Annotated in this window: 26 protein-coding genes; 20 read left to right on the forward strand and 6 right to left on the reverse strand. The window is 47.1% G+C overall.

Features of this window, described 5'->3' with window-relative positions; all coding sequences use genetic code 11:
* Window positions 1-112 precede the first annotated feature (112 nt).
* The 11 genes from DES40_RS08695 (at window position 113) to DES40_RS08750 (ending at window position 8366) form a co-directional block, all read left to right on the forward strand.
* Window positions 113-862, forward strand: coding sequence for a GapR family DNA-binding domain-containing protein (locus DES40_RS08695; RefSeq protein WP_121100862.1), 750 nt, complete (start codon window positions 113-115; stop codon window positions 860-862).
* Complete coding sequence (locus DES40_RS08700; protein WP_121100865.1) at window positions 859-1209, forward strand: hypothetical protein; 351 nt, start codon at window positions 859-861, stop codon at window positions 1207-1209. Before DES40_RS08695 ends, DES40_RS08700 begins: the two co-directional genes overlap by 4 nt.
* Window positions 1209-1499: a hypothetical protein gene (locus DES40_RS08705; RefSeq protein ID WP_121100868.1), complete on the forward strand. Its 291-nt coding sequence runs from the start codon at window positions 1209-1211 to the stop codon at window positions 1497-1499. Before DES40_RS08700 ends, DES40_RS08705 begins: the two co-directional genes overlap by 1 nt.
* Complete coding sequence (ssb, locus tag DES40_RS08710; protein ID WP_121100871.1) at window positions 1489-1935, forward strand: single-stranded DNA-binding protein; 447 nt, start codon at window positions 1489-1491, stop codon at window positions 1933-1935. Before DES40_RS08705 ends, ssb begins: the two co-directional genes overlap by 11 nt.
* A 22-nt stretch (window positions 1936-1957) precedes the next feature.
* The gene (locus tag DES40_RS08715; RefSeq protein WP_121100874.1) at window positions 1958-2245 is read left to right on the forward strand and encodes a hypothetical protein; all 288 of its coding nucleotides are present in this window, start codon (window positions 1958-1960) and stop codon (window positions 2243-2245) included.
* Entirely contained in the window at window positions 2245-3522 is a 1278-nt protein-coding gene (locus DES40_RS08720) for an HNH endonuclease signature motif containing protein (RefSeq protein ID WP_121100876.1), read from the forward strand. Before DES40_RS08715 ends, DES40_RS08720 begins: the two co-directional genes overlap by 1 nt.
* Window positions 3519-4292: a 3'-5' exonuclease gene (locus DES40_RS08725; RefSeq protein ID WP_121100879.1), complete on the forward strand. Its 774-nt coding sequence runs from the start codon at window positions 3519-3521 to the stop codon at window positions 4290-4292. The genes DES40_RS08720 and DES40_RS08725 overlap by 4 nt, the downstream gene beginning before the upstream one ends.
* A gap of 175 nt (window positions 4293-4467) precedes the next feature.
* Window positions 4468-5499 carry a tyrosine-type recombinase/integrase gene (locus DES40_RS08730; protein WP_121100882.1) on the forward strand — a complete coding sequence of 344 codons (1032 nt, stop codon included), beginning with the start codon at window positions 4468-4470 and terminating at the stop codon, window positions 5497-5499.
* A 431-nt stretch (window positions 5500-5930) separates the two neighbouring features.
* The gene (locus DES40_RS08740; protein ID WP_147405880.1) at window positions 5931-6668 is read left to right on the forward strand and encodes an ABC transporter substrate-binding protein; all 738 of its coding nucleotides are present in this window, start codon (window positions 5931-5933) and stop codon (window positions 6666-6668) included.
* The gene (locus DES40_RS08745) at window positions 6661-7644 is read left to right on the forward strand and encodes a FecCD family ABC transporter permease (RefSeq protein WP_121100891.1); all 984 of its coding nucleotides are present in this window, start codon (window positions 6661-6663) and stop codon (window positions 7642-7644) included. Before DES40_RS08740 ends, DES40_RS08745 begins: the two co-directional genes overlap by 8 nt.
* Window positions 7641-8366, forward strand: a complete 726-nt coding sequence (locus DES40_RS08750) for an ABC transporter ATP-binding protein (protein ID WP_121100894.1) — start codon at window positions 7641-7643, stop codon at window positions 8364-8366. The genes DES40_RS08745 and DES40_RS08750 overlap by 4 nt, the downstream gene beginning before the upstream one ends.
* A gap of 29 nt (window positions 8367-8395) precedes the next feature.
* Here DES40_RS08750 and DES40_RS08755 read toward each other — a convergent pair whose 3' ends face one another.
* The gene (locus DES40_RS08755) at window positions 8396-10402 is read right to left on the reverse strand and encodes an alpha/beta hydrolase family protein (protein ID WP_121100897.1); all 2007 of its coding nucleotides are present in this window, start codon (window positions 10400-10402) and stop codon (window positions 8396-8398) included.
* 51 nt (window positions 10403-10453) lie between these two features.
* Entirely contained in the window at window positions 10454-11491 is a 1038-nt protein-coding gene (locus tag DES40_RS08760; RefSeq protein WP_121100900.1) for a 2'-deoxycytidine 5'-triphosphate deaminase, read from the reverse strand.
* Between the two features lie 163 nt (window positions 11492-11654).
* Here DES40_RS08760 and apaG point away from each other — a divergent pair, with 163 nt between their 5' ends.
* The 6 genes from apaG to DES40_RS08790 are packed head-to-tail and all read left to right on the forward strand — an operon-like array spanning window position 11655 to window position 15896.
* Window positions 11655-12095 carry a Co2+/Mg2+ efflux protein ApaG gene (gene apaG / locus DES40_RS08765; protein ID WP_233345542.1) on the forward strand — a complete coding sequence of 147 codons (441 nt, stop codon included), beginning with the start codon at window positions 11655-11657 and terminating at the stop codon, window positions 12093-12095.
* A gap of 53 nt (window positions 12096-12148) precedes the next feature.
* Entirely contained in the window at window positions 12149-13351 is a 1203-nt protein-coding gene (gene rlmN / locus DES40_RS08770) for a 23S rRNA (adenine(2503)-C(2))-methyltransferase RlmN (RefSeq protein ID WP_121100902.1), read from the forward strand.
* A gap of 14 nt (window positions 13352-13365) precedes the next feature.
* Window positions 13366-13779 (forward strand): DUF350 domain-containing protein, encoded by a 414-nt coding sequence (locus DES40_RS08775; RefSeq protein ID WP_121100905.1) that lies wholly within the window; start codon window positions 13366-13368, stop codon window positions 13777-13779.
* Between the two features lie 4 nt (window positions 13780-13783).
* Entirely contained in the window at window positions 13784-14581 is a 798-nt protein-coding gene (locus DES40_RS08780; protein WP_121100908.1) for a S1 family peptidase, read from the forward strand.
* A 22-nt stretch (window positions 14582-14603) separates the two neighbouring features.
* On the forward strand, window positions 14604-15329 hold the full coding sequence (locus DES40_RS08785; RefSeq protein WP_121100911.1) for an extensin-like domain-containing protein: 726 nt from the start codon (window positions 14604-14606) through the stop codon (window positions 15327-15329).
* A 42-nt stretch (window positions 15330-15371) separates the two neighbouring features.
* Window positions 15372-15896 (forward strand): tellurite resistance TerB family protein, encoded by a 525-nt coding sequence (locus DES40_RS08790; protein WP_121100914.1) that lies wholly within the window; start codon window positions 15372-15374, stop codon window positions 15894-15896.
* A 12-nt stretch (window positions 15897-15908) separates the two neighbouring features.
* Here DES40_RS08790 and DES40_RS08795 read toward each other — a convergent pair whose 3' ends face one another.
* Both DES40_RS08795 and DES40_RS08800 read right to left on the reverse strand, forming a co-directional pair.
* The gene (locus tag DES40_RS08795; protein ID WP_121100917.1) at window positions 15909-16400 is read right to left on the reverse strand and encodes a hypothetical protein; all 492 of its coding nucleotides are present in this window, start codon (window positions 16398-16400) and stop codon (window positions 15909-15911) included.
* Window positions 16401-16431: 31 nt separating this feature from the next.
* The gene (locus DES40_RS08800; RefSeq protein ID WP_121100920.1) at window positions 16432-17370 is read right to left on the reverse strand and encodes a cation diffusion facilitator family transporter; all 939 of its coding nucleotides are present in this window, start codon (window positions 17368-17370) and stop codon (window positions 16432-16434) included.
* Window positions 17371-17500: 130 nt separating this feature from the next.
* On the opposite strand from DES40_RS08800, the gene DES40_RS08805 reads away from it, so the two are divergent.
* The 3 genes from DES40_RS08805 (at window position 17501) to DES40_RS08815 (ending at window position 21910) form a co-directional block, all read left to right on the forward strand.
* The gene (locus DES40_RS08805; protein ID WP_121100925.1) at window positions 17501-18658 is read left to right on the forward strand and encodes a GNAT family N-acetyltransferase; all 1158 of its coding nucleotides are present in this window, start codon (window positions 17501-17503) and stop codon (window positions 18656-18658) included.
* Between the two features lie 127 nt (window positions 18659-18785).
* Window positions 18786-20255: a coniferyl aldehyde dehydrogenase gene (locus DES40_RS08810; RefSeq protein ID WP_233345543.1), complete on the forward strand. Its 1470-nt coding sequence runs from the start codon at window positions 18786-18788 to the stop codon at window positions 20253-20255.
* Between the two features lie 8 nt (window positions 20256-20263).
* The gene (locus tag DES40_RS08815; protein WP_121100928.1) at window positions 20264-21910 is read left to right on the forward strand and encodes a GMC family oxidoreductase; all 1647 of its coding nucleotides are present in this window, start codon (window positions 20264-20266) and stop codon (window positions 21908-21910) included.
* A gap of 32 nt (window positions 21911-21942) precedes the next feature.
* On the opposite strand, the gene DES40_RS08820 is transcribed toward DES40_RS08815, so the two are convergent.
* On the reverse strand, window positions 21943-23868 hold the full coding sequence (locus tag DES40_RS08820) for a PAS domain-containing sensor histidine kinase (RefSeq protein WP_121100930.1): 1926 nt from the start codon (window positions 23866-23868) through the stop codon (window positions 21943-21945).
* Window position 23869: 1 nt separating this feature from the next.
* Window positions 23870-25108: an ABC transporter substrate-binding protein gene (locus DES40_RS08825; protein ID WP_121100932.1), complete on the reverse strand. Its 1239-nt coding sequence runs from the start codon at window positions 25106-25108 to the stop codon at window positions 23870-23872.
* Window positions 25109-25114 lie beyond the last annotated feature (6 nt).

The raw sequence follows: 25114 nt of genomic DNA on the forward strand, positions 1-25114 counted from the left end.
CATTCCCATTCCCTGCGCGCCCCGATGTAAAAAGCGCAGGGGTAAAGCCAGAGGGGCCGGCCATCAGCTCTCCGCGCCCCTCTGGTAATCCTATCCGCATCGGAGGCCCGTTATGAGCCCGCCGAAACGACCGCGCGTCACGCCAAAAATAACATTATCAGATGGCTCTATATTTGAATTACTGCCCGATGAGAGCGTGTCCGAGGCATTGGCCCGCGCCGAAGACTTACGCGCGCAAGGCCTGAGCCCCGCCAATGTCAAGGCCGCCGATGTCGCGGGGCAACCGAAAACCACGTCGCTGTCCTATGACGATGATGAACATGCCAAAATTGCCGAGGCCTTTGACCGCGAGAAAGCCGGCGAAGCCTCCGAGTCAGACAAAATTCTGCTGGATGTTGCACGCGGCAAAGGCGGAACAGACGGCGCAACAATTAAATCCAAATTTGTCGCGGCGGCGCTCTGCAATTTTATCGGCCGCGTTGAAAATATAAACGCCGAAATCAAAGATCGGCAATGGGACCGAAAAGAAATCTACACCGAGGTTAAAATTTTCGGCTTTGATGTACCCACCGTCAAACGGGTTGTCCGCCTGCGCCAAATTGAACGTGCCTTGCGCGAAGAACAAGCCGCCTTAGATCAAATCTATCTAGAGGCCACCGAAGGTGAGGACGGCTCTGACATTCCTCTGCCATCACTGCCCGAAGCCAAAAAAGCCCGGCGAAAATCACAAGCGCGGCTGAAAAAAGACAAGGCCCGAGACGCCATGGAGGCCGATGCCCGCGCCGCACGCGAAGCCGTAGCAGCCCGTGTCGAAGCGGTCTCAAAATCTGGGTTAGGCAGCCATAAAGGGGGTGCCCGATGAGCCCTGTTATCGATAAAGTTATCGACAAAGCGCCCCCCGACCAGACAACAAAACCACGGGATCCGCGAAACTATGCCCGCGCGCCCTTGCTCCTGGGCAAAAACGGAACGCGCCGTTTTTTGGTTGATGTCATGGTCTATGATGTCCCGCATCATGACCGGGTCAAACAATGCGGTTTCAGCACTGGGTTTTGGCCGCAGCGTGCACAAGCCAAACGACTCGCCGATCACTGGAAAGACCTCTTGGAACGCCCAGATTATGGCACAGAAAAATGGTGCGCCGATAAAGCAGCCCTCTTGGCCATAACCCTAAAATCCCGCGACGCCCATTTTAAGGCAGGTGTGTAATGGTTGATTTTACCAATTTCGAAAACTGGCTGACCGATACAAAACGCCTAAGAGATCACCTCTCAATCCGATTGAGAATGTTCCTATCGAACCGCACAGAAACCAAGCCTGAAACCGTTGTGCCAGGGGTCTTATTAACCGCTTACAACTTTCACCGCAGCCATTGCAGCGCGCGCGGCGTAACCGTCGAAGCCGACATTATCCGCAGCTGGGAATCCCACTGCAACCTTATTCCCAAAGTCGCAGCAGAAGCCACCAAACATCAGAAAGGCCCTAACCATGGCAGCTAGCGTGAATAAAGTTATCCTTATCGGCCATGTCGGTAAGGACCCTGAAATCAGAAGCTTTTCCAATGGCGGGAAAGTCGCCAATTTTTCGATTGCGACCTCTGAACATTGGAAAAACAAACAAGGCGAGCGCCAAGAAAAAACCGAATGGCACAATATTGCCGTCTTCAATGACGGGCTGGTCGGTGTGGTCGAACGCTATATCAAAAAAGGGGCCAAGCTTTACATCGAGGGCAAACTGCAGACCCGAAAATGGACGGATCGCGACGGGAATGACAAATATACAACTGAAGTCGTACTGCAGGGTTACAGCGGCATTATTAAGATGCTGGACAGCCGAAGCGGCAATGACGGCTCATCCCGCCAAGCCTCGCGCACACAATCCGCCGATACCAAGGCTGAAACCGATTTCGACCTTGATGACGACATCCCATTTTAGAGAACACCAATAAAGGAACACCATGCCCAAAAAAAACACTCTAGCAGATCTCAACGATCATCTGTTCATGCAAATTGAAAAGCTTAATGACGATGAGCTTACGGGCGAAGCACTGGAAGCTGAAATTGATCGCGCGGAAGCCATGACGAACATAGGCAGCCAAATAACAAACGGGATGAAGCTCCAACTTGAGGCCGCGAAGATCATTGCGTCTCACGGAGATAAATTTAGACATGACTTAACGGGCTTGACGAAATCTGAAGACACAGCACCCCGCTTGTCTGAAAACACGCGCCCAAAAGCTGACTAATGAAACCCCGTCGGATTTTATATAGTGCTGCGGAACGCGAATGGATTAAATCCAATTCGCGTCGCCCCCGTAAAGATATGCATGCCGATTTTGTCCAAAAATTCGGGAGAGAGGACGTATCTATTCATAATATAAAATCGCTTTGCACGCGAGAAGGATGGGTAACCAGAACTCCACGACCCAAAATTGTTCTGACGCCGGCCGAACTCAATTGGATCAAAACACACCGAAAGAATCCTCGCGCCCAGACATTGAAATCCTTACATGCGAAATTTGGCAGAACTGATATTGATGTAAAGAATTTGCAATCTATCTATACACGAAAGGGTTGGTTGCGCCGACAAAACGCACATAGAGGCTGGATATCTTACAGTGAAGAAGAACTGGCATGGATTAAAAGTCATGCCTCTATGCCCCGAAACGCAATTTTCGAATTATTCGTAGAGACCTTTAAAAGAACAGATGTTCGTCAGGACGACATAAAATCTCTATGCACGAGACGTAAATGGAGAGCAGCCAGTGACGGTCGCTTTAAAAAAGGGACCATCCCGCCCAATAAAGGCAAAAAGAAAGTCACACTGCACCCTAATACCCTTCGGGCTCAGTTCAAAGCCGGGCACCAACCTGCGAATTCCAAGCCCTTAGGGTATGAACGCATATGTTCTAAAAACGGCTACATCTTAATAAAGGTTGCGCAAACTAACCCTTATACGGGTGCCCCAACCCGCATTATGCCTAAGCACAGATATTTATGGGAACAAGAAAACGGCCCTATCCCTGCTGGCTGTGTTTTACGCTGCCTAGATAATAATAAATTAAACACCGACCCAAACAATTGGATATGCATTTCCTTAAGTTTAAATGCTCGATTGAATATTGCTGGATATAATGAAGCGCCTGCATCACTGCGACCTAGCATTCTGACAACCCAAATGCTCAAGGATAAAGTCGGAGAACATCGGCCTAGCCCTATGCAAATCATAGCCGCTAAAGAAGGTTTTAAAAGACCCAGTCGCCGCGCAAAACCCGCCGATAACTTACGGGATCTTATCGAAGAAACAGTCTTTGATTTTAATCCAAGCCACTATGCTCAGAAAATAGACCAAGCCATTGCGGCCGCCTGGCACGGCGGTGCCAATCTCTCAGATTGGGCTGTCCCCCTACCTTTTCTAAAAAATGACGAGACGCCCACGACTATTCACATTGACTGGAGACGCCTTCGCAGACGGCCGGACCTCCGAAACCGTTTGAAACAATTAATAGAGGCCACCTTATGACTAATGAAATTTATGTCACCGACATTGAAACAACAGGTACAGATCCTAAAACCGATGAAATCATAGAAATCGGTTCACAAAAGTGGATAAACCCGCAACCTTCATTCGGAGTAGAAGGCCCGGATGAACAAACGAGTTGGGTAAAATTTTCCGCGCTTGTAAGGCCCAATCAAAGCGTGCCAGCTGAAACATCAGCCATCCATCATCTCACCGATTGGCACCTAAGCGAAGCCCTTGACTTGAGCGATGTCTTAACTGACTTCACTTATAAAATGCACCCTCGCCCTATATTCGCCGCGCACAACTCAACATTCGAAGCCAGTTTTTTAGAGGCTAGCTTGGCTGAAAAAGGTGTCAAACCACGATGGATTTGCACTTACAAACTGGCTTTGCATCTTTTCCCAGATGCACCTAGCCACAGCAATTCTAGTTTATTTTACTTTCTAGGGGTGTTCAAAAACCTGCCTGAATTCTGGGAATCGTTTTTGCAGAAAAACAGGCTGCACCGCGCTTGGCCAGATGCCTATATTACCACTCAGCTTTTAAATATCTTCTTGAATTATGTTAGCATACCAGAAGCCCTGAGAATATCATCCGCCCCAGCCCTCTTGCCTAAAGTGAACTTCACAAAGGATCACAGAGGTAAAAAATGGGCCCAAATGGATGAAAGCTTTCTTACGTGGGTTTTGCACCCTGACCGCGATTTTGACGCCGACGTCATTCACACAGCCCAGTATTGGCTAGATAAGGCCAAACAAGAAGACGAATGACGCAACCCCGCGCCATATCAGATCACGCCGTCGCGAAGGCTTACGGCCTCAATATCCGCCGGTTAAGGCCGTTTCTGGACAAGCATAACCTTGCCATTCGATTGGGCAATGGCCCGCGTAACGTCTTGATCAAAGACTTGCCACATCTAGAATCACTCCTTAAAGCCGAATCCCAATGCTTAAACTCGACCAACGACCTTCCGGAATTTGGCGGATCCGTGGCACTCTCCACGGAGTCACCGTTGACAAGAGCGCTCGCACTCGCAGCCGAGCAGAGGCGGAACAAATCCGTAAAGCGTGGGAACGCGAAATCTTCGCCCAGATCTATGGCTTCAAAGACAACAGCAAAAATCACACCTTTGCCGATGCGGCAGAGGCATGGGTCCTAAGCGGCGGCGATACAACTGCCTTTTATTATTTCGAAAAAATATTAACCCAACTCGCCCAGATCTCCCTCAATGATTTAACGGTCGGCCGGATTAAACGCGAAGCTCGAGTTTCGTTTCCCACACAATCAAATGCAACAATTAATAGGCACTTCATGGGCTTGGTGTCTGTAATCTTGAATCATGCGGCGGACGAAAAAATGATTCCAGCTGTTCGAATGAAGCGCCTCCCAGTCAAGAAAACTCGTATAGATTGGCAACCCCCCTCTGTAATAGAAAATCTAATCGATGTTGCGGGTGATATGGCGCCGTTGATTACCTTCGTAGTGGGCACAGGGGCGCGCACAAATGAAGTCTTTCGTCTTGATTGGAAAGATGTCTCCCCGAAAGGCGAACGCGTCACACTTTGGCGAACCAAAGGAAATCACCCACGCTCTATCGATCTCTGCCCACGCACCCGAGCTGCGCTGCCAGAGAGAGGCATTGGCTTTGTCTGGAAACGTCAAGACGGCCAACCTTGGAGTGAAGCACCCAATGGTAGGTTTTATGGACCCGCCCGGAAACTTTCACGTATATGCAAAGCACATGAATTACCTAATATCGGAATTCACAGCCTTCGTCACAGCTGGGCCAGCTGGCAGTATGCAATAGATAAAGACCCAATTGCCTTAATGGGGCGTGGCGGTTGGACATCGCTTAAAATGGTTCTTAATTACGCACACCTCGCCACTGATGACCTTGCCCAGCAAGTGGAAGAATATGGTTGGTTTTCAAATCAAACTGGGCAAAATCTGGGCAAAATACAAGACCATGCAATTTAAACCATTGTTTTTATTATCATTTATTCACAATATCAAACGCCCTCCGAAGGCAGAGGTCGCACGTTCGAATCGTGCTAGGTGCGCCATTTCACAAAGATTTAACTTCGTAGGCTCTTCGTTGTCATTGTGCGCTGGTGCAGACACTCGCTGGTCATACCTGATAGCCTTTAAAGCGATGAGAAAAGGTATGGGCGCGCCTGATTGTCGTGTGGGTTTTGATGGAATGACTTTCCCCGCCCTAGGGTTTAAATGATTCTATTCTTTGCCGTGTTTACGGTTGGCCTCGTCTGTCTTTCTGTCCATAAGCACATATGCTTTTTCGGAGCTTAAATAGAATCATTTTGCCAAGCTGTGTTACGACAAGCCTTTTTTTATTGACGGCCTGCCAAGAGCCAAGAGCAACGATAGCTGTCAAGGCACCGGTTAAAACGGTGAGCACATCGCTTTGCGGAGATAATTATCTGCAAGTCTTTTTGCCTGACACCATTGCGGCTTTATCATGGCAATCCCGCTCCGCTCTTTCACGTGCCTCGCCTGAACATAAAGCCTTACCCCAAGTCAAAGCTACGCCTGAAACACTTTTGGGTTGGCGGGATTCGCTTATCCTTTTAGGGGCCGGCGAAAGTCATGGCCTTAAAATCACGTTGCCACATCAAATAGAGTTATCTTGGGGAGAAGACTTCAACAGCGTTTCGAAAAATGCCCGCGAAATCTTGTCTGCTTTATCATATTCAAAAGACCGTCTATTGTTATGGGAAGATAGGCTTAAAACCTTATTGACGAAAACAAGTTCCATTCCAAAACATCTGGCCAAACCCAAAATTTTATACCTGTCACGCGCGGGCGGGAGCGCAGGCCCGCAGACCTTTATTGATAGCGTTATAACAGCAGCAGGCGGCGAAAATATTAATCCCCAATCGGGTTGGCATACGCCAAATATTGAAACCGTTTTATCTTATGAACCCGATATTATTTTGACGAGTTTTTCAGGCGGCAATTATCACTCCCGCAGTGATATAACTAACCCTGTGATTAGGGACTATTTGGCCAATAAAACCATCATAGATATAGACGGGTCTTTTTGGCCATGCGCTGGGCCGGGATTGCTTGACGCCGCCGAGCAATTACAAGACGCAATAATAAAGTGGCAGAGCTTGCACGATGCGTAACCTATTCCTCTTTTTCGGCCTTATCATCGGCACAGCCATATTGATATATGGCGCTTTATTTTTAGGGTCTACAGCCTTATCTCCGCGGGCTGTTTGGTTGGCGGTCATGGGACAAGGGGACCCCCTTACTCAGACTATCATTACTGAGGTTCGTCTCCCTCGCCTTTTACTTGCCCTTTGCATTGGCGCGGGGCTCGGCGGCTCTGGAGCCGCCTTGCAGGGCTACACACGCAATGATTTAGCTGCGCCTGGCCTATTGGGGTTTTCGGCCTGCGCGGCATTAGGGGCTGTTTGCGCGCTATATTTTGGACAGCGATTATGGATAACGCCCGCTGCCATTTTAGGCGCTTTAATTGGAGCAGGTTTGATATTTACTATGACATTGGCCAAGGGCCACGCAGGAGAAAGCTCAGGGCAATTAATTCTCGCAGGTATTGGGATTGGGGCCCTCGCAACAGCGCTAACGGGCTTATTAATGAACCTTGCCCCTAACCCTTGGGCCCTGTCCGAAATTGTATATTGGATGATGGGGTCATTGGATAAGGCCCATATGGACCAAGTATGGATTTGCGCGGGATTTACGCTTTTGGGTTTACTGTGTTTAACCTTCACTGGGGCGTATTTAAAAAGCCTCAGCCTAGGAGAAGAAACGGCTAAGAGTCTTGGCGTGAATTTACGGTTTACTCAGGCCCTCATTATCACAGGTACAGCGCTTTGTGTGGGCAGCGGCGTCGCAGTAGCCGGAGCAATTGGTTTTGTTGGCTTATTTATCCCTCATATTATGCGGTTTTTAATTGGCCCTAACCCGGCAAGACTTATTCCATTCTCTGCTCTCGCTGGAGGGTTATTCTTACTTTTAACGGATACTGCTATCCGTGTGACTAGCGGGCCGGGCACGCCGCTTTATCTCGGCGTTGTTACGGCGCTCATCGGTGTACCTTTCTTTTTATATCTGGCCATGAGGGCTCAGCCATGACGCTATATGCTGAGAATTTAAATGCCGCTTACGGCAAAACGGATGTCTTAAACGATGTCTCCGTCCAATTTGAAAGAGAAAAGTTTTACGCGTTAATAGGTCCAAATGGATCGGGAAAATCGACTTTATTAAAAGTTCTTGCCGGTCTGAAAACGCCAACAGGCGGAACTATAAAAGGTCTCTCAAACGTGACGCCTCACGCTCAGCAGATCGCCTATTTATCGCAAACACGTATAGCCCACCCTCTTATGACAGTCTCGGACATTGTTGCTTTGGGCCGCGCCCCCTATCGCAAACCTTTTGGCAATTTAACCTCTCATGACAAAAATAGCATAGAGATGGCCATAGAGAAAACGGATCTAACCGCTTTGAGAGATAAAGCCTATGGAAAGCTCTCTGGCGGGCAGCAGGCTCGTGTTTTGCTTGCACGCGCCTTGGCCGTAGACGCCCCCATCTTATTGGTAGATGAACCTGCCGCAGCGCTAGATCCCTATTATCAACTTACAATATTAGAATTGCTTGAGCAGGAAGCACTAACAGGTAAAACTGTCATTGCTGCGCTCCATGACCTTGCCTTAATCCAGCAATTTTCTGATGAAATTGTTGTTATGAAGAATGGATATATTCAAGCAAAAGGACAGGCTGAAACAACACTCACCAATGAAATATTGGCGTCTGTATTTCATATAAAAAAAACGGGCGGCAAGTACCGGCCCGTTTGATTTTATTTGTCATGGGAAGGGAACAACCCTTATTTCGCGAATTCGCTCTTACCCAGATTACGCTCAAGGAATTTGTCTAGCCCTTTGAAAAAGGCTTTCCGGTTTTCCTCATTTGAAAGATAATGATCTTCTTTCTCAAATTCCATATAAGTCACATTTGCATCACTTTTTCTCAGCGCACTTTTCATACGTCTAAACTGATTGAAATCGACTTGTTGGTCGTATTTACCGTGCGCCAAAAATAAAGGCACGGTCATGTCTTCTGCAATTTTTACAGGGGAATTTGCTTTAATATCATCTTTGTCTTTAAAGCCATTGCCAATAAAGGCACGAGATGTTTGGCGACCAAAACGATATTGTTTTTGCTCCCGCATGAACCCTTTTATGTCTGTGAGGGCGGCCATCGCAATAGCACATGTATAGAGGTCTGGTTGTTTAGCAGCCCCCATCAAAGCCGCATAACCGCCATATGACCACCCTGCTATACAAATACGGTCTGGGTCAGCATAGCCTTTTTCAATAAGCCATTTCGTACCATCTTCGACATCATCTTGCATGACGGTCCAATTATCGCGCCCAGCCTGTTCGAAAGATTTACCATAACCTTCAGAGCCTCTGAAGTTCATTTGTAAAACCCCATAACCTCGCGTAGCAAAAAACTGCGCAAAATAATCAAATCGTTTTGCATCCCGCGCATAAGGACCACCGTGAGGTAAAACAATGAAGGGAAGGTTTTTGAACTGAGATGTTTCAGTTATAGAAGGTGGAAGTGTTACAAAACTCGGGATTTTTTGATTATCGCGGGCACTATAACTAATGCTAACGACTTCACCCAATTCTTGTGGTTTTAGAGAAGGTCTTAAGCCTGCTAATTTTTTAAATTTCTTGTTACTGCTTTCGTAAAGCATGATGGCACCAGGATCATAGGGACTGGACACCTTAAATAATATTGTTTTTCCGTCCTGTGATTGGTCAATATGATCGACTGTGAAGCCAATAAACTGCTCCCGAATATTTTGCATAATAGTGACTGTGTCACCCAACATTTCAGTTTGCGGTGTGTCTCCAGTGAATTTTGCTCCGATAATTTTATCCCCATCATGCGATAAGATTACACCCGTCGCATCATATGTATTATTATGATAAATTGTCCGCGTGATTGATTTCTTTGACAGATCATAGACATAGAGCCCAATCGTATCTTGGCCTTGATAGCTACTAATTATGAGCTCGTCTGGGTTTGATGTAAAACCATGAATATCTGTATCGCTCTCCAGTCCAGTGTAATCGTCAGCCGAATTCCAATCCCCGGTTTTACTATCCCGAATACGCATAACCCAACTGGCGTCTGAATCATCTGCTCGACCTTGGCCAATTCGGGGCTCCCCTGTGAGGTCTGTGTACCAATACTGGACATCTGGCATCCCGCGTTGAACAACCGTATCTGAGCCAGTTGACACGTTTACACGGCGAATATCGGGCTTAATGTTATTATCATTTTCAGAATATGACATTAGGATGTGGTCAGGGTCATCCTCTAACCAATCGACAACAATATTATTAAATTGACGAAAGACGCTGCTTTTTGCCAGACGGCTTCCTGTACTAGGCCTGCCGCTTTTTGATGGATCTACTAATATACTCCCTTTCATAGAATTAGTATCTAGTGAATAGAGATAGCCTGTTCGATATGGCACACCACCGGATTCTTCGCTTTGCCAAAAAGACAATATTACCCGGTGATCATTCACCCACTTCACATATTCTGGCTTAACCCCCTCGCCCAAGCCTATAGCTTTGGGGCTAGATTCTTTTTCTTTTAAATTTGTCATGGCAAGAACCGTACGGCCATCTTTATTCATTATATAAGCAATTTTCGAAGAATCTGGAGATAAAGCAGCGTCATGAATATCAGGCAGTTTCCCGAAAAGCTCCGCGGCGGGCGGCGCAGCATGGGCCTGATTGAAAGAAGAAGAAAGAGGAGCGCCTAACAGGAAGCTTAGAAGCAAACTCCCAAACATTATTTTATTTAACATAGAGAATGACCCTGATTAATCTTGCCCTTTCTTATCACAGGATTTGCTATTTTAAAGTGTAAAATGCTTTGATAGCCTCAAACCTTGCGATTGGTAATGTGAGCCCTTTGTACCGTATAATTCCTGTGGATCTTCACTGAGTGGTTCAAAAACGAGCTTGGCAACAGATTGCCCGTGACGGAGCAAAAATGGCACGTCCCGCCCGCGAACCTCTAAGACGGCACGGCTACCCTGTCCGCCCGCTTCTTCTAGGCCAAAACCCGGATCGAAGAACCCTGCATAATGCGCGCGGAACTCGCCAATCTCGGGCGCAATAGGTGCCATTTCTGCGGCTCGGTTTTGCGGAATACAAACAGCTTCTTGACTGGCTAAAATATAGAATTCTTCCGGATCCAATACAAGTTGCTCATTGGGCGCCATCAAAGGTTCCCAATAGTCTCGGGCTTTATGAGCGCCGATACCGCGTAAATCCACCATCCCCGAATGTCGGCGGGCGCGCCATCCAATAATATCAGACCCATCAATCCCGCGCAGGTCAATGCTGACAGTTTGCGTGTTTAATATTTGCGCCTCACCAGAACGAAAACGCAGCTGAACAAGTCGGTCACCTGGACGGACCAATATAGGAAAAGTTCGCGGCGCAACTTCGACATAAAGTGGGCCCGAATATCCAGCTGGCACAGAATCAAATCGGGTCGCTCCATCGCAAATCACACGGGTAAAGACGTCCAATCGCCCTGTAGAACTTTTGGGGTTGGCTGCTGCGCTTAGGTTTTTGGGTAAATCTAGCGCTTCAACCAGAGGCAAAAGATAAACACAGCCAGTTTCCAATACCGCTCCGTGAGTAATATCGAATGAATGGAGGCATAAATCCTGCAAAGTATCTTTGATAATGCCCCCTTCCCCGGGTAGATAGCTTGCTCGCATACGATAGGCCGTAACCCCTAATTGCAGGTCCAAGCTGGCAGGTTGAACAAGCGGCGGCAGTTCTTGGGCATCAGGGAAAAGGTCATCTATTTCGGAATTCCGAATGACCCCTGAATCGATTAAATCCCGAATAGCTTGCTCTGGTAAAATGCCCTTATTCATAAAAACGGCGTACCATGCCTTTCGCGTCACACAAGAATGAACTGCAAATTTATGTCTTAATATGGTCTAAAGACTTGCGACTCTGGATTTCTAGGCGCAATATCTTGCAAGAGGGGTCGAAAACGCAATCCTTGCGCTTTTGATACGAGAGGGAGACTGGGGTATGCCTGACTTAGAGGGTTTCGTCATTAATGACATTGAAATGCCAATTTCGTTTGAACAACGTACAAAGGATGTCATTGTTCGTGTCGAACCTGAATTCCTAGCTGAACAATCCTCTGTTTCTGACTCCCGTTTTATTTGGGCCTATACAGTCGAAATCGACAATCAAGGCACGAAAGACCTACAAGTAACGGGTCGGTTTTGGCAAATCGCAGATAGTCGAGGCCAAGTCCAAGAAGTACGCGGCTCGGGTGTTGTGGGCGAGCAACCGACTATCAAATCTGGCGAAGTGTTCCGATATACAAGTGGTGCGCCTCTGACGGCGCCATCAGGAATGATGCGCGGTACATATCGCGTCGAAGCCACAGATGGCGAGAGCTATGACATTGATATCCCAGCTTTTGTCCTCGATAGCCCCCATGAAGGCCTTGTTCTTAACTAGAGAACTGTAAAAACAGGTGACGGAGCCGCCCTCGCCATGATATGGGCCCGCCCATGGCTTCAACCACACTCATACAACAGGCAGACATCACGTCATCGTCTGCCGATACGCTATCCGTCGATAGTCGCCCGTCCTTAGTAGGCTTAGGGCGTAAAGAAATAGCGGCCCATTTGGAAACAATCGGTATTGAACCGAAAAAAATCCGTATGCGGACAAAGCAAATTTTTCACTGGATATATAATTACGGCGTCCGCGAATGGGACGAGATGACTAATATCGCCAAACCTTTGCGCGCTAAACTCTCAGATCATTTCACCCTCGCCCGCCCAGAGCTCGTCGAACGGCAAATTAGTAAAGATGGCACGCGCAAATATCTGATACGCATGGCGCCGGGCGTCGAAGTCGAGAGCGTTTTCATCCCTGATGTCTCTAAAACAGGGGCCTTATGTGTGTCTTCCCAAGTCGGTTGTACGCTGACCTGTAAGTTTTGCCATACAGGCACACAGCGCCTTGTACGTAATTTGACCGCCCGCGAAATCGTGTTGCAAGTTATCATGGCCCGAGATGATCTGGGTGAATGGCCTACAACCCAAGAGAACCGCAGATTGACCAATATTGTCTTTATGGGCATGGGCGAGCCACTTTATAATACAGATAATGTTGGGGATTCACTAGACGTGATTTGCGACCCCGAAGGCCTTGGCATTGGCCGTCGTCGTATCACCGTATCAACCAGCGGCGTTGTACCTGATATTGGCCCCATGGGAGAGCGAACCTCTGCCATGCTCGCCATTTCTCTACATGCTGCAAATGATGCGCTGCGAACGCAAATTATGCCCATTAATAAAAAATACCCACTCGCTGAATTAATGCAGGCTTGTCGTGATTACCCCGGGCTTTCAAATTCTCGGCGTATTACATTTGAATATGTCATGCTTAAAGGCATTAATGACAGCCCAAAACACGCCAAAGAGCTTATAAACCTTTTGAAAGGCATTCCTGCGAAAGTGAACCTTATTCCGTTCAACCCTTGGCCAGGCTCTGATTATGAATGTTCAGATTGGGATACAATTGAGACATTTGCCGACATCGTCAATCGGGCGGGCTATGCAAGTCCTATCCGGACGCCCCGAGGCCGAGACATTTTGGCGGCTTGCGGTCAGTTAAAATCTGAATCAGAGAAAAAGCGCGCTTCCGCCGTTCGTGCCCAAGCAAAAGCCGAGACAGAGTCCTCCGCCTTATCTGATAAAGGCTAATAGAAAGACGAATTATGCAGCCTGCCCTAGACAGTCTGGCCAATGGCCTCCCTATTTTGATTTTTTATCTGGTTGTTGTCACACTAATTTTTATTGCAGGCCTTGTAATTTATACGCGCCTAACACCGCATAAGGAATTAAAGCTCGTTCAAGAAGGCAATATGGCCGCCGCCATTCATTTCAGCGCCCTCATCATTGGCTTAACACTCCCTCTCGCTGCGTGTCTGGTGAATCGGTTTAGCCTATTTGATGTTGCCATATGGGGCACAACCAGTCTTTTCCTTCAGCTCTTTCTCTTTCGCTTAACAGATGCAATTTTCAAAGGCATGCCAAATCGCATTATCAATAATGAGACGGCGCCAGCGCTTGTATTGGCAGCGTTTAAGCTCGCAGGCTCAATCATTCTCGCTTTAGCTATCGTCGGATAGAGCTATGTTCCGGAAAATACCGGATTGGGTACTTTACGCTCTGATTTTAGGCGGCATATTCTTTTATGCCTCTTACCTGCGTGACAGAATTGATGCCCCGCCGCCGCCGACAGACTTAGGGCCGCTTTTACCAAGCGAAACACCCAAGGATGAACAAGTTATCACGCGTGTGGCCGAGCCAAGGTCGGGTATTGGAACCGCTTTCTCATTGGATGATAGAGGGCTTTGGCTAACGGCTAGACATGTCGTTGATAGTTGTGACCAAGTTGGCTTAAAAATAACAAACCAAAAAATCATTCGGGCCGAGGTCGAAGTTTATGAGGATCATGACCTCGCACGGTTACGCACGCAATGGCGGCGTCAGCCCTTACCCCATGATGTGCTAAGCCAGCGCTCTATTGGCGAAACAGGTTATTTTATTGGGTTTCCTCAGGGTCGCCCCGGCGAAGCTGTGGGCAGTCTTATTGCCCGCAACCGAATGGTTGTTCGAGGCCGTTATAGCGCCGAAGAATCTGTCTTGGCTTGGGCTGAAACCGGGCGCACAAGTGGACTACGTGGCAGTCTCGGCGGATTATCTGGTGCCCCCGTCTTAGATAAAGACGGTGAAGTGATTGGCGTCGTCACCGCAGAAAATCCACGCCGTGGCCGTATTTACTCTGTTGCACCACGAGCCTTAATACCTTTTTACCCTGAAGAAAGCGGAGACCCTGAACCCGTCCCTCATAATAATTATGGCTTGCAAGCCGACAAGCTGAGACGAGATAGGCGCATCGCACAAGTGCTTTGTTTCGTGGATAATTGACGTTTATATCTTATAAGATGTCATGATCCGATGGAAAGGCCCAGTAATTTGGATAGGCGTTGCCTTGCTCTTTATGGGCTCATTTTATCTTGTGAACAGATATGTGCCCCCTCAACATTTGGGGTGGAAGAGGCTTGATACCTCACGCCCCCTTGGGTTAGCCACCAAAGCACAGATCTTGCGCCTATCCCTGTCATCATCTGCAAGCTGTATGGATATGGCGCGAGACACTATTGGCTTTGAGTCTATCCCTGCTGATCCGAAACCCTCCCCTGAAAAAGGAAATGGTGCAGGCGTTTGCGGATTTGACATTGGGCGGGTCGTCTATGGGCAAGATGACATCTCCTTGACGCCCGGCGAGGCGAACATGCAATGCCCTCTTTCTATTGGGGCCTATCTCTGGAGCCGCGAAATCGATCAAATCGCCCAAGAACGCTATGGTTACGGTCTGGCAAAAATACATCATATTGGGACTTATTCCTGTCGTCGTCAAAACGGGAATAGTTCGGGCTTATGGAGTGAACATGCCTTTGCTAATGCTTGGGATGTTTCGGGGTTTGAGTTGGAAAACGGACATTTGGTGACCGTTCTCGCCCATTGGGATACCGTGGATCAAGATGCGGCCTTTCTTCGTGATATTCGCGAGGCGGCTTGTAAAATTTTCCGCGTTACACTTTCCCCTGATTATAATGCCGCGCATCGTGACCATTTTCACGTCGATATGGGCCCATCTTCAACATGTCGTTAAGAGACATGCGATTAAGGATAAAGAGTCTAAGGAACAGAAATTATGCACATCCTCGCTCTTATCACTACTATAGCCATGGCAATTTTCTGGGTCTCGCGTGCCGCTCGAGGCTCTCGTGATATCATCGACGCGGCCCATGAGATTAAAAACTTACCTCGAAATCGTAAGTTTCAAAAAGCCTTTGGAAAAACCGGTTATGACTTAGTCGAAACTCCGATAGAAGCGGCGACTGTTTTAATGATTTCCACGGCACGCCTCGATAATTTACGTGAAATCAGTGCTGCCGAAATCGCGGCCATCACTCTAGAACTCGAAACTCATATGCATTTAGACATCGACATCGCTGACGGGATTTTTCGTCAGATGCAGAATTTAACTCAACAGATCACATTACCCGAATCTGCCTTATTTCCGATGCTCGATATCTTGAAATCCAATATAAGCCGTGATGATGCGTTTCAGCTTGCGGCCATGATGGAACGTGTGGCCTCATGCGAAAAATCCGCTACGCATGAACAGCTAGACTTTATCCGCCGCTTTAAAAACCGCATGGGTATTTTAAACTAAGACATCTCTTAGCTAAAAGGCTTTATCGCTTTTGCCAAATAGCGCAGCCAATAATTTTCCAAGCCCTTGCAATATTTCTTGCCATCTAAAGCCAACCAGAATTAAACATGATAGCCAAACCAAACAGGCCGCAATAAATAATCCGCCGCCATCATTATTTGGATCCGTACCAAGCGGCGTAAATAAATGGAATGAAATTGCGCCTGTCATTATTGCTAGCCCCAACAAGGCGCCCAACCCCTGCAAACGCTTGAAACGCGGTATGATGCCAATGAGCAAAAAGAGCGAGGCAATACCCTCTGCCGTTCCAATTGTATATTGCGAAAACAATCCCGTTTGCGCGAATAGACCCTCTGCGCCAAGACTTGCCGTCCAATCATTTAATCGACCAAAAATTTCTTGGGTATTCGGATGGTTTGTGAATTTATACCGCAGGCTATCAATGAAAATTGCGCTACAAAATAACGACAAAATTGCAGGAATAATCAGTTTAACAAATTTCATAAGATTTACCTTTTTCCCTTATATTCCATTTTCATACGGATTTGTCACGCCGCATGACATCTACGGTCGCGTGTTGAATATGGAAAACCTCTAACAAGCGTTCCTTTATGGCGGTGCTGACAGGCTCAAGGCGCGTCTCAGGTGCAACAAAAGCTTCTAGTGTCATCATTGGCCGTTCGGGGGTTATCGACCAAGCGTGAATATGTTCGACCGCTAAAAGCTCTGGAATATGCGCGAGCAAATCTTCGCTTATGTCATGAGTATTTAAATTCTCAGGTGCACCCTCTAGCAAAATATGAGCGCTGTCTTTGATGAGCGCCCATCCACTCTTTAGAATTATCAAGGCAACGAAAACAGATAAGATAGGGTCAATAGGTGTCCACCCTGTTTGTAATATAATCAACGCCGCAACGATTGCGGCTACCGACCCCAACATATCCCCCAGCACGTGCAACACAGCGCCTCGAATATTCAAGTTATCCTGATCTGCGCCCTGTAAAATTTTGAAGACGACAACATTCACAATCAGTCCGCCAATCGCGACCCATAACATGGGGCCAGCCAGAACCTCCCCAGGTATGAAGAGGCGCTCTATGGCTTCCTTTACAATTAAACCCGCGACAAGAAACAGGGTAAGCCCATTTACAAAAGCAATGAGAACAGAGAATCTGTCATAGCCAAATGTGTGTTTCCAAGTGGCCGGACGCCGCGCAATCGTGAATGCCCCCCAAGCCATCGCCAAAGCAGCGAAGTCTGTCAACATATGCCCTGCATCAGCGATAAGGGCGAGAGACCCCGAAATATACCCGCCTGCGGCTTCGGCGATCATAAACACGCCTGTCAAAAAAGCGGCAAACCCGACTCGCGTTCGGTTTTTCTCATTGACCTTGGGCGCATGATTATGAGCATGACCGTGAGTGTGACTATGGTCATGGCCCGCTGAGTGATCATGTGAATGCAAATGGCCCATAGTTTTACTTAAGCCCTATGCCCTTTTAATCAAAGGCAATTACAAATTTGCGCTTAAATCTTCATAAAAACAGTGAAGGTAGCCTCGGCTTTAAGGCCCTCTTAGCCCTTTTTTGCTATGCCCCATTCCTATGGCAAAGCCGTTAGAAAATATTTGGGATAAGACCGTGGGCGGAAACACCTTGCAAACCTATGTCTATAAAAGCCAAGATCTGCCTGACGCCGTGCGGGCGGCTTGGTCTCGGTTGCGCGCATCAAACCCTAAGCTCTACTCACCTTATTTCCACATTGATTACACTCTTGCTGTCGCGTCGCTACGCAAAGACGTAAATATCGCCGTTTTAGAAGAGGCTGGCGAGATAGTCGCGATATTACCCTATCAAGGCGAAAGCTTTGCGCGGCCAGTCGGCGCGCCGATGACTGATTATCATGGCCTAATTTGCGGCCCTGATTATCGTTACTCCCTCCAAGACATTTTATCTGCCACGTCAGTGGGGGCTTACCATTTTAGCGCTTTGGTAAGTGATATTGAACAAGACGTCCCTAAAACACATTTAGGCGCGGTTATGTCCTTTCCTGAAGGCGCAGAAGTCTGGCGCGAAGCTCGCGACAGTTCTTTTAGAAAACATCAGAAAAGTCTACGTCGCCGCATTCGCAAAGCAACGGAAGAGATTGGCGCCCCACATATTATTTTTAGATCCCAATCCATCGAAGAATTTGACACCTTAATTGATTGGAAAGTGGCCCAATACGCGGCCAGCGGATATTACAATGTCTTGGGAGCTGAATGGACATTGCCGCTCTTAAAGTCTCTCTGGAAAAAAGGAATAGACGCGCCATTGCGGCTTGAAATGCACAGCCTCTATTTCGGCAATCAATTGGCCGCCATTGATACGGGCTTAACCGATGGCACGACTTATCACAGCTGGATTGTCGCTTATAATAACGCCTTCCGTTCATATTCTCCGGGCACACAATTACTGAACCAAATTATCGATGCGTCGGATACGCTTGGATATAAGACAATCGATCTTGGTCTTGGGATAGACGATTTCAAGCAATATTATGCCAGCGAAACCGTGAAAGCGGCCTCTGGCTTTGCCTCAATTTCTGGGCCTGCCGCAAAGCTGTCTAAGCTCTATGATGCCGCAGAGAAACTGGGACAAAAGCATTTATCTGATGCGCCTGGACGTTTGCGCCGACGCTACAATCAAGTCTCGGCCTGTGAAGATACACTTAGCGGGCGGGCCAAAGCGATGTTTTCAGCGGTAACAGCCAAAAAGTCTTAACCGCTTTATATCGCGGTTCGGCGCCCATTGGATTCTGTTTAACATCCATACAGTATATCTCCTGCCTTTCGCTCGACAGCTATCACGAAACCCGCCATATTCGTAGAAAACACAGAGCGGGAGAACGATGATGGTTAGGATTAATCCAGACGCCAGTGCGCGGAAAAAAACAATCTTGAAATCTGATACAGCCAAAAACATTGCCCGTATTCGTGCAGTACAAAGACAAGCCTTTGACGCCGCGCCCTACCCAGTCTGGGAAACACGAAAAACAAATCTTATTAAGCTTCGTGATGTTATTTTGGGTCATGAAGCTGAATTCGTAAAAGCCATATCGGATGATTTTGGGCACCGCGCCGCGGAAGATACAATCATCGCAGAATTTTTAGTCATGCAAGGCGGCTTTTCCCATGCGCTCAAACATACGCCAAAATGGATGAAAACCCGCAAGGCGCCAACCGCTCTGCAATATAAACCCGCATCCAACCGTATCGTCCCGCAACCTCTTGGTGTCGTGGGCATTATCAGCCCGTGGAACTATCCGCTTCAACTCGCCATCATGCCGCTTATTGGCGCGCTAGGAGCTGGCAATCGCGCCATGATTAAACCTAGCGAATACACACCTCGAATGTCGGCTTTGTTAAAGTCCCTTTTGGCGGAGGCTTTCTCAGAAGACGAAATTTATGTTGCTACAGGCGGGGTGGATGTGGCGAGTGCCTTTTCAGAACTTCCCTTTGACCATCTAGTCTTCACAGGCTCAACAAATGTAGGCCGTATTGTCGCCCAAGCGGCCGCGAAAAATCTTACACCTGTCACACTTGAACTTGGCGGGAAATCTCCTGTTATTATCGATGACAGCGCCAATCTAGATTTAACTCTTCCGCGTCTTGTAAATGGAAAATTACTTAATGCGGGGCAAACTTGTGTCGCGCCCGATTATGTTTTGATGCCGCAAAATAAAATTAAAGGCTTTACAGACGCAGTTATTAAACACGCTGAGACCCTATACCCAAAATTTTCGAGAAATGATGATTATACGAGCATCATAGCGGACTCGCATTACGCCCGCCTGCAAAACTTACTCGAAGACGCAGAAAATAAAGGCGCGAAAATTCAAACCGCCGGGGATGATGATAAACAGCAACTGGCCAAAGAGCGCCGCGTAGCCTTTACCGTTGTCACCAATACGACGCCAGATATGAAAATCATGCAGGAAGAAATTTTTGGCCCTCTCTTACCTGTCGTCGCCTCAGAAAGCCTTGATGAGAGCCTAGCTTATGTACAAAAACATGACCGTCCCTTGGCTCTCTATTGGTTCGGCGAAGATAAAAATAAACGCGAACAAGTCTTAAAGGAAAGTCATTCTGGCGGTGTTAGCATCAATGAATGTGCATGGCATGTCGTTCAAGAAGACATCCCTTTTGGCGGTGTTGGGCCATCAGGTATGGGCGCTTATCACGGTGAAGCTGGGTTTGAGAGCTTTTCTCATATGAAAGGGGTGTTCATCCAGAGCCGATTTTCACAGGGCAAAACGCTGTTTCCGCCATACACTGATAAGACCCGTAAAATGATCGGATTTATGAAGAAGTTTTTATAGGCTTCACCATGGGCAAATCTCATCCACTCCTTTCACTGTCTGGCGCCCCAATAGCCGACACTTATGATTACATTATTTGCGGCGCGGGGTCGGCGGGCTGTACACTTGCTAACCGTCTTTCAGAAGATGAAACGGTTTCTGTCCTTTTGATAGAAGCAGGTAAGTCACATAAGCATTTCTCTGTCACTGTCCCGGGAATGGGATTGATTACCATGCTGACGAAAAGCCGTAATTGGGCCTTTAACACAGTCCCGCAAGCCGGGCTTAATGGGCGCAAAGGGTTTCAACCGCGCGGCAAGATGCTCGGCGGATCCTCTGGGTCTAACGCCATGATTTATATTCGCGGCCATAAGGCAGATTATGACAATTGGGCCGCTTTGGGAAATAAAGGCTGGGCCTATAAAGATGTATTGCCTTACTTTAAAAAATCCCAACACCGCGAAGCTGGGGCTGATGAATATCACGGGCAAGGCGGCCCGCTCAATGTCGCCCCTATCGCCGACCCTGGGTCTGTAAACGCCACCTTTATTCAAGCCTGCAAAGCGCTTCAAATTCCACACAACCCAGATTTCAACGGTGCGCGCCAAGAAGGTGTGGGCCTGTACGAAGTTACGCAAAAAAATGCGGAACGCTGGTCCACGGCTAGGGCCTTCCTAGATCCCATCATGGATCGTCCGAATTTACATATTGTGAAAAACACTACAGTGGAAAAGGTAACGCTTGAGAATAAAAAAGCTACGGGTGTCATTCTAAAGCCAAAGTCCGAAAAAATCCCTCTTACAGTTTTAGCGAAACGAGAAGTCATCCTGTGCGCGGGGGCCTTTGGGTCGCCGCAAATTCTTTTGCTCTCTGGCATTGGCGATGCAGAGAAAATCACGCCGCATGGAATTCAACACCACCACGACTTAAAGGGCGTAGGCGAAAATCTTCAAGACCACCTAGATTACACGCTGAGCTATGATGGGTTTGTCAAAGATAATTTCAGTGTGTCTTGGCGCGGAATATTTGGGTTTCCTAAACAAATTTGGAAATATCGCAAACACCGCAAAGGTGTCCTGACGACGAATTATGCGGAATCGGGTGGGTTTATATATGCCGACAGACAAGAACCCTCGCCTGATCTGCAACTGCATTTAATACGTGGCATTGTCGATGATCACGGCCGTAAAATGCACTTTAGCAATGGCTATACTTTGCATGTCTGTGTTTTGCGGCCCCATAGCCGCGGCACATTAACATTAGCGTCTAATGACCCCAGTGCAGCCCCACTGATTGACCCGGCCTATCTTAGTGATGAACGCGATATGGATAAGCTTTATCAAGGGGCACGTTTGGCCCAAAATATTTTGCAAAGCTCTGCGTGGAGTACGGTGCGCGGAAAACCCTATTATGATTGCGACGCCAAAGATGAGGAGACATTAAAAGAAGATATCCGTAATCACTCCGATACGGTTTATCATCCTGTAGGAACCTGCAAAATGGGAAAGGGTGACGAGGCTGTGGTTGATGCACGGCTGCGTGTATATGGGCTCACAGGATTACGCGTCATTGACGCCTCTATCATGCCGCAAATCATATCAGGCAATACAAACGCCCCAACCATTATGATCGCTGAAAAAGGCGCCGATATGATAAAGGAGGATTGGAGCCATTAAGGCTCTTAATTTGCGCTTTTCACCTATGCGCCCTATTTCTCTATAGTGAAATAGAATGTGGATCCCGCATCGAGTTTAGATTCAACCCAAATCTTTCCGCCATGACGTTCGACAATTTTACGGCAAATAGATAAGCCTACACCGGTCCCTGCATATTCGTTTCTTCGATGCAATCTCTGAAATACTTCAAATATTTTATCGAAGTAAGACTCATCAATTCCAATACCATTATCTGTCACTGCGATTTCCCACGCATTGTTAAGGTCACGCGCGCTAACATGGACGTTCCCATTTTGGCCCGGTTTCTGATATTTCAAACCGTTTGAAACCAAATTTAGCATTAATTGATATATTTGAGTCTTCTTGCCCATAATGGTCGGCAGAGCGTCCCAAGTTATGTGTGCAGACTCTGATGAATTATCTTTTAAATACGTCTTCGTCACGACAGACAAAATAGAGTTCATATCTACAGCTTCTATATGTCTATCGTCGGCATCAATACTGGAATATGATAATATATCGCGAATTAAATCCTGAGCGCGTTTTGCCCCATCGGTTATGAAGCTTAGGTATTTTTTGCCTTTCGTATCATTTTCTAGGCTGTCATGCAGGTGCCGCTCCAAAAGTTCAGAAAAACTTCTTACCATGCGTAAAGGCTCTTGTAGGTCGTGAGAGCAAACATAAGCGAAGCGTTCTAATTCTTCATTCGATTCTGAAAGTTTATCGACAAGCTTTTCTCGTTGTAATTCCACTTCTTTACGCGGTGAAATGTCCTTCATAAAACAATGATGACCATCAAAGGTGCCAGCTTCATCAAAGAGAGGCACCATTGTGACTTGTTTATAAAACATTTTCCCCGTTTTGCTTTGTCCACGGGTTTCTAATGTGACCTTCCCCTCTTTGATCATGTCTTGATAAGCGGCTTTTAGAATAGGAAGTTCTTCAGGATAAACCGTGACGTCCCATTTTTCACCAATAAGTTCCGAGGGTTCATATCCGGCCGTCAGGGCGTAGGCCGAATTAACACCCACATATCGTCCCGACCGAGAAACCCTTGCAATACCTTCGACCGCTTTGGAAATAGCTTCTTGGCTTTGGGCAAGGTCTGCATAAGGCTGAACAATCAGTCGCCGCCCATAATAGGCAAGAAATGTAAATGATAGGAGCGCGGCAAAACCCGCAAGCATAAGAAACTTTACTAAAAAGCCTCTCTGCGTGATGTTAACGGAGGTTCGGCTGGTCACATGCGTTATGTTCACGCCATATTTGTCAACATATTGAATTTTAGAAAAAGGCTGTTCAATGGCTTGAATATCAGTCGACAGGACAACGTCATTTTTCGAAAGGATAACCCCTGAACTGTTCGCCTCAAATTCTGTCAGGTTGAAAATATTTTCGAGTGATACTGGAAAACGGGCCACCATAACGCCTTCGCGTCCCCGTCCAAATTTTATTGGAATTGCGAGTTCGAATTGCGCTTTTTCTGAGTTGGGGATTAAATGGAATTCTTGCTCAGTTGCACCGTCTATAATTTTACGGGCCCAACTATAGTCCTGCGTTGTTTCGCTTTCAGTAAAGATTATTTCTGCATTTAAATCGAGTACGGTTAGAATAGGGTCTTCTCTTAACAATTTTGCGTGGCTCACAAAATCTCTAAAGTCAGCACGGTCACCCTGGGCCAATAAAACCGCATTCAAAACATAGGAAGACTCCGCAATATCCAGCAAGCCAAACTCTCTGTCTTCGATATATCGGTGTAGCATGCTGGCATATGTTTTGGCATAATTTTCATCTGATTGGTTTTGCACCTTATCAAATACATTTTGAACTTGAGGGTATATTAATGCCGCGGTCAGGCCGAGAAAGATGACCACAGAAAGAAGAACATAATAGATAAAGTTCCGGGAAATAGATTTCCTATCATAGGCAGACTCTATTGTGTCTTGCGCGTGTTTCATATTAGGGCGCTGAACTTTGAACTAATATCTGATTGCGATCCCCATATTTTGCCAAACATATATGTTCAGCGCCCAAGGCTTCATGGGCATCAGGGTTATCCGCCGAAAACACAGAAAACGGTCTTTCATAGGTTTTCATCAAACCCTTAACGGGTGTATCAATACCTTCTAAACTCTCTCTCAAATCTGCGCGAAGGGCTTGAATATCGCCTTGGTTTAATTCCACTGTCTCCAAGGCAGAGAGCAATATCTTCATTAGGTCATATGCATGAACAAAACCCACAGGGGATTTTATATCTTCGGGTGAGGATATATCATTGGGGTATATTTGTTTGACTTTGGAAAAAACAGTTTGCCCAATTGGCGGGAGGGGCTCGTCTAGAAATGAAAAACAGGTTTGGAGAAACGAAACATCGACGATTTTTCGCAGATCTTTATTGATGACTTCATGAAAATTTCCACCTGTTATACCCCAGTGACTAATGACAGGGATGCGTTGATTGTCATCCAATTCAGTGATAGCCAGAGCAATCTGAGAACCCTCAGCCACATTGGCCACTAAAATGATACATTCAGCCTTAGCATCAACCACATTTTGGATAATGTTGCGGGCTTTGTAACTCTTTAGCGCCCACGTCATTCTCTCTATACCAGCCGGTATTGTTCCTTGGCGCTTCAATGCGGCTTTGATACTTTTCTCATTTGAATCACCCCAAGAAGTACTCTCCAATAAAATATAAGGTGAATTGCAATTGAAATCATGCGTCGCAAAATCAACTAAGGCTGCGCCCGCCTTTGTATCGTCTAGTGACAATCGAAACATTGAATTTTTAGGGGATGGATATCGCGTAATGGGGCCGCCCGCCGCCCATGGCACTAATACTGGAATTCCATTTTCGTTAATAAAATCTCTATTTGCGATTAAAGGCGGAGAATGCATTCCAGCGAATACTGCAATCGCTTGGTCATCTTCGAGGAAGTCCTGCATGTTCCCAAGGCTTCGCGTTACGTTTCCGCTATGATTTTTTTTCACTAACGTAATTTTCACACCATTAATTTCATGCCCAACCTCTTTCAGGGCAACCGTCATTCCGCGCCAAATGGCCTCGGAAGACTCATAATTATTTGACCAATCAGAATCGTGGTAAATTTTAAGCGCAGGCACGTCTTGTCCCGAAGCCGCATCAGAGTGCGCAATCCAGAGGCCCAGTAAGAGGCCTAGAATTTGAAATATTCGCATTGTACC

The sequence above is a fragment of the Litorimonas taeanensis genome (genome assembly GCF_003634015.1).
Taxonomy (GTDB): Bacteria; Pseudomonadota; Alphaproteobacteria; order Caulobacterales; family Maricaulaceae; genus Litorimonas; species Litorimonas taeanensis.